This window comes from Coleofasciculus sp. E1-EBD-02 (genome assembly GCF_040218245.1).
Taxonomy (GTDB): Bacteria; Cyanobacteriota; Cyanobacteriia; order Cyanobacteriales; family Coleofasciculaceae; genus Coleofasciculus.
In genome coordinates this window covers 1-8791 of the sequence record NZ_JAVJQN010000115.1, presented here as the reverse complement: position 1 = coordinate 8791, position 8791 = coordinate 1, and the positions used below count along the sequence as shown (strand labels likewise).

Genomic DNA, 8791 nt, shown 5'->3' with positions numbered 1-8791 from the left:
GGCGGGTTTAGGGATTCAATCCAGAAACCCACCTCAAATCCAACAACAAAACCCGCCCTATTCCCCACCGAAAATTAATCCTCAACCCGATAACTTGGGTTCGTAGTGAGGGCTTTAGCCCTAGATTCGGTTGGGTTTCCTCGTGTTAACCCAACCTACAATCTATATTTTAGCTGTGTCACTCCACTACCTGATTTTACACCGCGATCGCACGCTAAAGTAACAGGATGAGACAGGGCGGGTTTTGGTCAAACTATTATCGGTTTCACTGTTAATTTTGTTCCTCAACCCGCCCCTACATTAACGCTTATCCATCTCCTCACCAAACAATCAACGCTTCAGATGTTCTTCTAACAATTGTTGGGCGCGAGGCTTGTAAATGAGATAGAACAATGACTCAATATACCGCAACAAATCCTCCCGTTTTTCTTTCGAGGTGTAATTCCAAAACCCATAAATCCGCGCCAACGATAACAGGCGGCTGGTGTGAATCTTCCAGGTATAGGTACTGTACACCCGTTCCATTCCCCGATTGGAAATCTCCAACCAATAATCTGGATTTTGTTCACATTTAGACAGAAAATTCAAAATCTTCTGGGCAGTATCTTCCAGGTTCGTGGGGTTAATTAAGAACCCATTAACCTTATCCTGAATAATCTCCAACGGACCCCCAAACTGCGTGCCAAAAGTAGGCAACCCGGAAATCATCGCTTCTAAAATAGTCAAACCAAAGGCTTCAAACAGCGCAGGCTGGACAAAAATCCCTCGGTGATCCGCAATCACCCGATAGATTTCCCCTGAGTCTCGCTTGGGTAAGCGCACGCCTAACCAACGAATTTTACCGTGTAAATTGTATTCGTCGATGAGTCGGTAAAGTTTAACAATTTCATCCTTTTCCTCGTTATCCGTCGAGTCTTCCGTGCGTAATTTCCCAGCGACGAAAATCAGGTTACACTGTTCTTGTAACGCTTTACTCTTACCAAAACATTCAGTTAAACCCGTCAGATTTTTAATCCGGTCAAGACGTGCTATGGAGAAGAGGGGGCGCTTTGTTGGATCATCTAACTTGCCATAAACTTGAGACGGATCATCTAAGGTAAAAAGTAACTCCTCTAACCGTTCACAATCGCGAGGCACCCGATCCTGACTACGAGTATACGGGAAGTAAACCTGTTCATTCACTCCCGGCGGCACCACATTAAACTTAGGTGAAAATAACTCAATTCCATTCACCACATGATACAAATCCGGCATCGTGAAATTCTGGTAGGATTCATACTGACCCACACTATCCGGCTTCCCGACAATCTCTTGATAGGTACTGCTGATAATAAAGTTTGCCGCATTCATGGCAATCAAATCAGCCGTAAATTGGATCGAGAAATGATATTGGTCTTCTAAGTCCTGCCAGTAGAGATTACTGAATAGGTATTTAGACTTTTCCAAGGCGTGAGCAACAATACACTGGGTAACATCCATGCGGCGGGATAGGAGAAATGCCACCAAGTTGCCGTCTGAATAGTTGCCAACAATGAAATCAGGAACCCCTTGAAATTCTGCCCGGAGTTCTTTTTCCGCATCAATCGCATAGGTTTCCAGATAGGGCCAAATCTCAAACCGAGAAATCCAGTTCTGGGTATAGTTGGGATTAAATTCTCGGAAGGGAACCCGCAAGATCCAAGCATTATCCGTACCATGAACTTTTTCCAGGCGTTCGTTGCAGCGGGTGCCATCATTGTTGGGAATTAACCGGGATAAGATAATAACTTTGGGCTTGACCTTCAGCAACTCTAACCCAGCCAGTTTAATATCTTCTTGTAGCTGCTTTTCCAAACTCCGGGCTTGATCCAGCACATAAACCACTTGACCCCCCGTATCGGGACGCCCTAAAACGCCTTCTTGTCCAAACCAGCCATGAATTGAAACTAAGACAATCCGAAAAATCATTGGGATGCGGGACAGAAATTCTTCCAGCCCCTGGTGATCCGGAGAATCAATCAGTTCATCCAGGATTTCTAGGGTTTCTCGGACGCGATTGGCGGTATTCCCCCAACCCGCTTCAAACCCCATATCTTGCAGCTTAAAACGAAAATTTTCATAAGGTTCATCATCGGGGCGATCGCTGACAAAGCCGAGGGCTAATTTCACCTGATCAGAAAGCTGCTGTTGGCTTTTAATCCGTCCGTTAATTAAAAGCTGAGTCCCTTGTACTTCATGGAGACTGAGGAAATTAAATAACGACTCTTGCCATTGGCGCGGATCTTGAAACAGTTTACTAGACAGAAAGCGATTCAGGAACTGAACCCCCTTGCCAATGTTTTTCGAGTCCCGAATAATTGGACTATAATCATAGAATGGTTTAAAATCCAGTTCCAGGACATCCCCTTCATTGGGACGATAATGGTTGACGAAGCGATCGCGCACATCAAGTAGTTGTTGAACCGTGATCGGCTCAACGGTTAAGTCTTCTAGAACTTGAAACGCTTCTTGTTCGGCAATCTTGGGTCGGATGATCAGATAAAGACTTTCCTGATCGAGAATAATTTCCTGAGTGTAATAAATCAGTCGTCCTAGATTCGACGAATGATAAAAATAGTCCGGTTTTTCCTGGTCGGCGCAGTATTTACTAAAATCAGACAGAATATCGTTTCGCAGTAGATACCGGGGTCCTGACTGTTTTAATTGACTGGCAAATTGGCGTAAATCATTGCGTTCTTCACAATCGAGTACGTTCTGGATTAGATTGAGCATTACAACGTCCCAAGCGCTTTCTTCAAAAAGGATAGAAGTCGAGAGGTATGACTCCGGAAAAACGCCCTACTCCAAAGCGGTAACAGAAGCGTAACCACTTTTTTTCGGGCGCGGGGTAACAGAGGTGATTAAGCAGATCAGTTAATTAAAACCTTGCTGCATGAGTGTTTTATGCGGTTGAGCCACACAGGAAAAATCAAGCAATCTTTACAAATCGTAAAGTTGCCCGTACTTTTGCCGGATATAACGGATGAATGGAGCGATGTGCAAATCTGCACCAGTGACGCCCTTGATTAATTCAGCCGCCGTGTACTTGCAACCGTGTTGGTATATGTTTTCTTTTAACCAATTATGCAAGGTACTGAATTGTCCTTGTTCAATGTTAGCTAAGATTTCCGGATGAGCGACTAAGGCGGCTTCAAAAATTTGGCTGCTCATCAAGTTGCCCAGGGTATAGCATTGGAACATCCCGCCAATTTGACTGGTATACCAGTGAACGTCTTGGAGAACGCCATCCATATCCGTTTCGGGGACAATGCCTAAATCAGACCGATAGCGTTCTCTCCAGGCTTCCGGTAAGTCCCTGACGGCTAATTTCCCTTCTAGCAAGTCCAGTTCCAAATCAAAGCGAATCATCACATGCAGGTTGTACGTCACCTCATCTGCATCCGTGCGAATGAGCGATCGCACAACTTTGTTGATGGCTCGGTAGAATGTCTCTAAGGAAATATCCTTAAGTTGATGGGGAAACGCAGCTTGTAGTTGGGGATAGAAGAATTGCCAAAAGCCGCGACTGCGCCCGACGATATTTTCCCACAATCGAGATTGACTTTCATGAATCCCTGCCGAAGTCCCACCCGCTAAGGGTGTTCCTTCCAAGGTTGGGCTAATCCCTTGTTCATACAACCCATGACCCATTTCATGAATACTACTAAACAGCGCCTGTCCTAAGTCATTGTCGTAGACGCGAGTGGTAATTCGCACATCTTCTGTAGAGAAGTTAATCATAAACGGGTGATGGGTTTGATCTTGTCGTCCCCGTTGGAAGTCATACCCCAACTGCTCAATGATTTTCAGCGTAAAGGCTAACTGATCTTGAGCCGGATAATACTGATGCAAACACCGATCATCCGTCATCGGTTGAGCGGTAATCGCTTCCACAATCGGCACTAATTCGTCTCGCAACTGAGCAAACAGCGATCGCAAAAAGCCAGCTTGCATCCCATAATCGGCAAAATCAATTAACGGATCAGCAATATGATCATATCCAGGGAAAAAGTTCGCCAATTCCCGGCTCAACTCCAGGGTTTTTTCCAGATAAGGTTCAACAGCCGCAAAATTATTGTCCGGGCGTGCGGCAACCCAAGCCCCATACGTATCGGTGCGATGGCGAGAAAATTTTGCCATAAACGTGGCAGGAACCCGTGCCGCCCGCTCATATTTGCGGCGGGTAACCCGGACTAAACTGGCTTCATCCGAGTCGTAGGGCAAACTGGCTTCTAGGGAACGTAAGTCCTCTAGAAGCTCACCCATGGCTGGATCAGTAAATTTACTATGAGAAATTTGTTGCAACGTTGCTAACTGCCGTCCGCGAGCGGCTGCGCCTTTGGGCGGCATATAGGTTGCCTGATCCCAATACAACAAAGACGCGGCGGCTTCAATATCGGTAATCTCACTCAGGCGGGTTTTCAGCTCTAGAAGTTTGGTTTCTGTCTTTTCGATAGTCTGCATAGTCGGTGGGTGATGCTGTAGTATTGGCTTGGAGACATTGTTGGAAATGTTTCCCAGATTAGTAAATGTACACCTGACAATCGAAAAGGAGAATCATCCCTAACTGACAGGGAACGAACAGCTAGGCTAAACTCTAGTCTCTCACGCTGACTCTCGTACTTAACTACGGTAACTCAACGGCAATGAATACATCATTGACTGACAGCTACGGCAACGGCGACTCCTGATCGGGTCGAAACTGACCAAACCATCTTTCTACCTTAACGTAGCCGCGAAAGTCCAGAGTAGTCTAATGTCTAAGCAAGCGTAAACCACTCAGAATCACCAGTATAGTAGAACCTTCATGTCCAATAACGCCGAGGGGAAGACTAATGCCAATCGTAAAATTAGCCACTAATAACAAACCAATACTACACAAAGCAAACCCAATATTTTGGGTAACCACCTGAGTCACACGACGACCTAAACGAACCGCAGCCGTTAACTTGTCCAAACGATCTGCCATTAATACAACATCGGCGGTTTCTAACGCCACATCACTCCCAGCAGTTCCCATAGCAATTCCCACAGATGCGGTTGCCAAAGCTGGGGCGTCATTGATACCATCACCCACCATGGCTACGGTTTGATCGTGTTTTTTCAGCCTTTTGATCACCTTAACTTTATCTTCTGGTAAAAGTTCGGCATAAACATGATCAATTCCTAGCTGCTGGGCAATGTAACCTGCCGTAGTTTTGCTATCACCACTCAGCATAATCACCTGTTCGATGCCCAGTTTTTTCAAGTCTTTGATCACAGTTGCAGCCGCCGGACGCACTGTATCGGCAACCGCGATAATTCCCAAGAGTTTACCCGCCGCCGCCACCCAAACGATGGTTTTGCCGTCTTGTTTCAGGCGTTCACTTTCTGCGATTAGAGTTGTGGGGACGTGAGCAATTTCGGATTGAATAAATTTAGCTGTACCAACTTTTATTACTTCCCCGTCAACATTACCACTTATCCCAAAACCTGTGTGAGATAATACATTGGTAGCCGATGTTAACATCCATGATTTATCCATAGCCGCTTGCACAATTGCCTTGGCGATAGGATGTTCGGAATAGGTTTCCACAGCGGCTGCTTTTAACAAAACCTTATCTTCATCATTTCGGTCAACACTGATAATTTGGATAACTTTTGGTTCTCCAGTCGTCAGAGTTCCCGTTTTGTCAAAGGCAATCGCTCGTATTTTGCCGATTACCTCCAACTGAGCGCCACTTTTAAATAAAATACCCTGTCGCGCCCCATTCGTCATTCCCGATAGCAGTGTCGGCATAATTGCTGCCATTAAAGCACAGGGAGACGCAACAACCAAAAAAACCAAAGCCTGATAAATCGTCCTTTGCCAATCCCAATTGAAAACAAAAGGGGGAAGAATTGCCAGCAGGATACCACAAACTACAATTACTTTCGCATAACCGCGTTCTAAGCGTTCAATGAATAGTTGAGATGGCGGGGCTTCCGTTTGCGCTTGCTTGACCAAACGAATAACCCGTTGAATCAAGCTACTTTCAGGGGGTTGATGGACTCGCAGAATTAACGCCCCAGCCCCATTAATGGTGCCAGCAAAAACTTCATCTCCCACGGTTTTTTCTCGAGGGAGCGACTCTCCGGTGATAGAGGCTTCATTGAGACTACTTGCACCTTCAATAATCAAGGCGTCAGTTGGGATTAATTCTCCGGGTTTCACTAAAATTTTGTCATCGATTTTTAAGTCTTGAATCGGAATCTGACAGTTTTTACCTTGGAGGATAACCCGTGCTGTATCAGGTGTCAATCCCATCAAACTGCTAATCGCACGGCTGGTTCGTTTCATGGCGTAATCTTCTAATGCACCACTGATGGCAAAGATAAGAATTAATACTGCGCCATCAACAATCAAGAAATAGTCCTGCTGCCAAATGCCTAAAAATGCCGCCCCCAATGCGGCGATGATCATCAATAAATCAACATCGAGTTCCTTTTCGACAAACAGAGTCGTTAGTCCCTCTTTCGCACTCCCGTAACCTCCAATCACATAGGCGGCTGGGAGGATCAATAACGCTAATCCTAACCAGCCAAGTTGGAGAAAAAGCCAACCCAGGCATACTAAAACAGCACAGGCTACCGCCGCCCAAGTATCCGCATGTTCTGCGATGATTTTTTTCATGTCATGATTGATGAGTCCCCGACTGACTCATCCTAAACCTTGACATTGATGTCAAGGTCAAGTGCTAAACTAGCAAAATGGCAAACCAATACTTAACCATCAAACAACTCACCGCAGCAGTTGGTAATGGTTTAACTCCGAGAATGGTCAGGCATTATCACAACTTGGGGTTGTTACCAGAGGCGAAACGTTCTGCGGCTAACTATCGTCTCTATACCGATGCAGATGTGCAGCATTTGCGGCGGATTGTGGCGTTAAAATCTCAGGGGTTTCAATTGGATCATATTCGTCAGTTATTGAAACCTGATTCTGGAGATCTCAAGGTTGACCAATTAACGTCTAAACTGCAACAGCAATATCGCTCAGTGATGCAACAATTGGCTCGTTTGCGCCAAACAGCATCGGCTTTGGAAGGATTGTTAGGACGCGATCATTGTTGTCGAAAGATTCAAACTGAAGCACTGGTGCAACTGCGACAATTAGAACTAGAATCGACGGTTGGATTAGAAGAATTAGCACCATTTTGGTACAGTTTAGATGCTGCCTGTGATGCTCATCCCGAAGACTTTAGCGAATCCTTACAGCAACTGTTACCGGATTTATCCCAAAAGAATGAAATTGAACGAGATTTACTGACTAAACTGGTACTCGCTAGTGGTGATGTCAGTTTAGTCGATTTTGTGCGTTTGAGCCAGGGGGCGATCGCTTCAGCTAGAAATGCCCTCAAGACTCACTGTGAAATTGTCGCTGATGTTTCTCCAGTTGTCGCCGCTCTTGACCAGACGCGGATTGCACATTTAGGGCTTACTGTCAAGACTCTAATTGATGAACCCCACATCCACAGTGCTGATGAAGCCGAACGCAGGTTTTGCCAACAAGGAAAATGGCAGGAACGATTACAACACCTCACGCCTGGTTGTATCTTAGTGATCGGCTATGCCCCATCAGTATTGATATCCGCCTTGAAACGCATCGAACAAGGACAACTGCAAGTCTCCTTAATTGTAGGAATGCCGATTGGCTTCAGCCACGCCCCAGCCGCTAAACGGCGATTAATGGGTTCGGGTGTGGAGTATATTACCACTCTGGGGACGATTGGCGGTGGATTATTAGCCGCCGTCGCCTTGAATAGTTTAGTTGAATCTTTGATGGAAAAGCCCAATTGCCATTGTTATTTGCAGAATCAGTAGAGGATTAGCACTCAGCCCTGATCGAATTAGGGGTTATGGCACATTTCTGCTACTGAACCGACGCTTCAGTGCCATGGGAGCAGCACTCCTGCTTGTTGATCGCAGCCGCAGGCTCATCGGTTATCCATTCATAGAATTCCAGAGACTCTTGAGAGCAGTCAACACAATGGTGACAGCGCTTTGGAGTCGGTAACTTTTGCACTCTCCCTTTGCGGATGAGTCGGTTCAGCATACCGCGTAGAGCGTCTGCATGAATGCCAAAATGAATCTGCATTTGAGCCAGGGATGCTCTCCCTTGGTGAGATAGATAGTTCTGAATCTCATTCAAAATCATGTCTTCTTTTCCGTTTGCAGCACTCAATTATGATCAACCGATTAAAGGACAATTGTAGGGGCGGGTTTAGGGAATCAATTCAGATCCTCACCAATAACGAAACAACAAAACCCGCCCTCCTCACCAATAACGGAACAACAAAACCCGCCCATTCCCCCACCGCACGGCAATCGATTAATCCCAAACTGGACAACCAAACCCACCTTATTCTCAACCGCGATCGCACCAGAAAAATGTCGAATTTGGGACTTTAGGGAATTAGTGAAAGGTTGGGGCTGGGCGGGTTTTGTCGAAAGGTGATTGGTGGCTTGATTAATTTGTCCCTAAACCCGCCCCTACATTGGGTTTTTGGTTAGGTAAAAGGTTGGGGCAGGGCGGGTTTTGTCGAAAGATGATTGGTGGCTTGATGAATTTGTCCCTAAACCCGCCCCTACATTGGGTTTTTGGTTAGGTGAATGGTTGGAGCTGGGCGGTTTGTGTTGTATGGTTGTTGGGGCGCTGTTTAATTTTGTCCCTAAACCCGCCCCTACATTGGGTTTTTGGTAAGGTGAAAGGTTGGGGCAGGGCGGGTTTTGTCGAAAGGTGATTGGTGGCTGG

6 protein-coding genes are annotated in these 8791 nt (G+C 46.0%); 2 read left to right on the top strand and 4 right to left on the bottom strand.

From position 1 onward, the window contains the following. Nucleotides 1-330 precede the first annotated feature (330 nt). From RIC07_RS18870 to RIC07_RS18860, 3 genes are all read right to left on the bottom strand, one after another. On the bottom strand, nucleotides 331-2751 hold the full coding sequence (locus tag RIC07_RS18870; protein WP_446395860.1) for a sucrose synthase: 2421 nt from the start codon (nucleotides 2749-2751) through the stop codon (nucleotides 331-333). Between the two features lie 207 nt (nucleotides 2752-2958). Continuing rightward, nucleotides 2959-4482 carry a carboxypeptidase M32 gene (locus tag RIC07_RS18865; RefSeq protein WP_446395859.1) on the bottom strand — a complete coding sequence of 508 codons (1524 nt, stop codon included), beginning with the start codon at nucleotides 4480-4482 and terminating at the stop codon, nucleotides 2959-2961. Nucleotides 4483-4771: 289 nt separating this feature from the next. Continuing rightward, nucleotides 4772-6670 (bottom strand): heavy metal translocating P-type ATPase, encoded by a 1899-nt coding sequence (locus tag RIC07_RS18860; RefSeq protein ID WP_446395858.1) that lies wholly within the window; start codon nucleotides 6668-6670, stop codon nucleotides 4772-4774. Nucleotides 6671-6747: 77 nt separating this feature from the next. Here RIC07_RS18860 and RIC07_RS18855 point away from each other — a divergent pair, with 77 nt between their 5' ends. Continuing rightward, entirely contained in the window at nucleotides 6748-7860 is a 1113-nt protein-coding gene (locus tag RIC07_RS18855) for a precorrin-8X methylmutase (RefSeq protein WP_446395857.1), read from the top strand. A 49-nt stretch (nucleotides 7861-7909) separates the two neighbouring features. Here the strand turns inward: RIC07_RS18855 and RIC07_RS18850 are convergent, their stop codons facing one another. Continuing rightward, complete coding sequence (locus RIC07_RS18850) at nucleotides 7910-8194, bottom strand: FeoC-like transcriptional regulator (RefSeq protein ID WP_446395856.1); 285 nt, start codon at nucleotides 8192-8194, stop codon at nucleotides 7910-7912. Nucleotides 8195-8223: 29 nt separating this feature from the next. On the opposite strand from RIC07_RS18850, the gene RIC07_RS18845 reads away from it, so the two are divergent. Then, nucleotides 8224-8448: a hypothetical protein gene (locus RIC07_RS18845; RefSeq protein ID WP_446395855.1), complete on the top strand. Its 225-nt coding sequence runs from the start codon at nucleotides 8224-8226 to the stop codon at nucleotides 8446-8448. Nucleotides 8449-8791 lie beyond the last annotated feature (343 nt).

Excerpts from the sequence above, each read along its gene's own strand:
- RIC07_RS18870 (WP_446395860.1), bottom strand. The coding sequence starts at position 2,751 with ATGCTCAATCTAATCCAGAACGTACTCGATTGTGAAGAACGCAATGAT.
- RIC07_RS18865 (WP_446395859.1), bottom strand. The coding sequence starts at position 4,482 with ATGCAGACTATCGAAAAGACAGAAACCAAACTTCTAGAGCTGAAAACC.
- RIC07_RS18860 (WP_446395858.1), bottom strand. The coding sequence starts at position 6,670 with ATGAAAAAAATCATCGCAGAACATGCGGATACTTGGGCGGCGGTAGCC.
- RIC07_RS18855 (WP_446395857.1), top strand. The coding sequence starts at position 6,748 with ATGGCAAACCAATACTTAACCATCAAACAACTCACCGCAGCAGTTGGT.
- RIC07_RS18850 (WP_446395856.1), bottom strand. The coding sequence starts at position 8,194 with ATGATTTTGAATGAGATTCAGAACTATCTATCTCACCAAGGGAGAGCA.
- RIC07_RS18845 (WP_446395855.1), top strand. The coding sequence starts at position 8,224 with ATGATCAACCGATTAAAGGACAATTGTAGGGGCGGGTTTAGGGAATCA.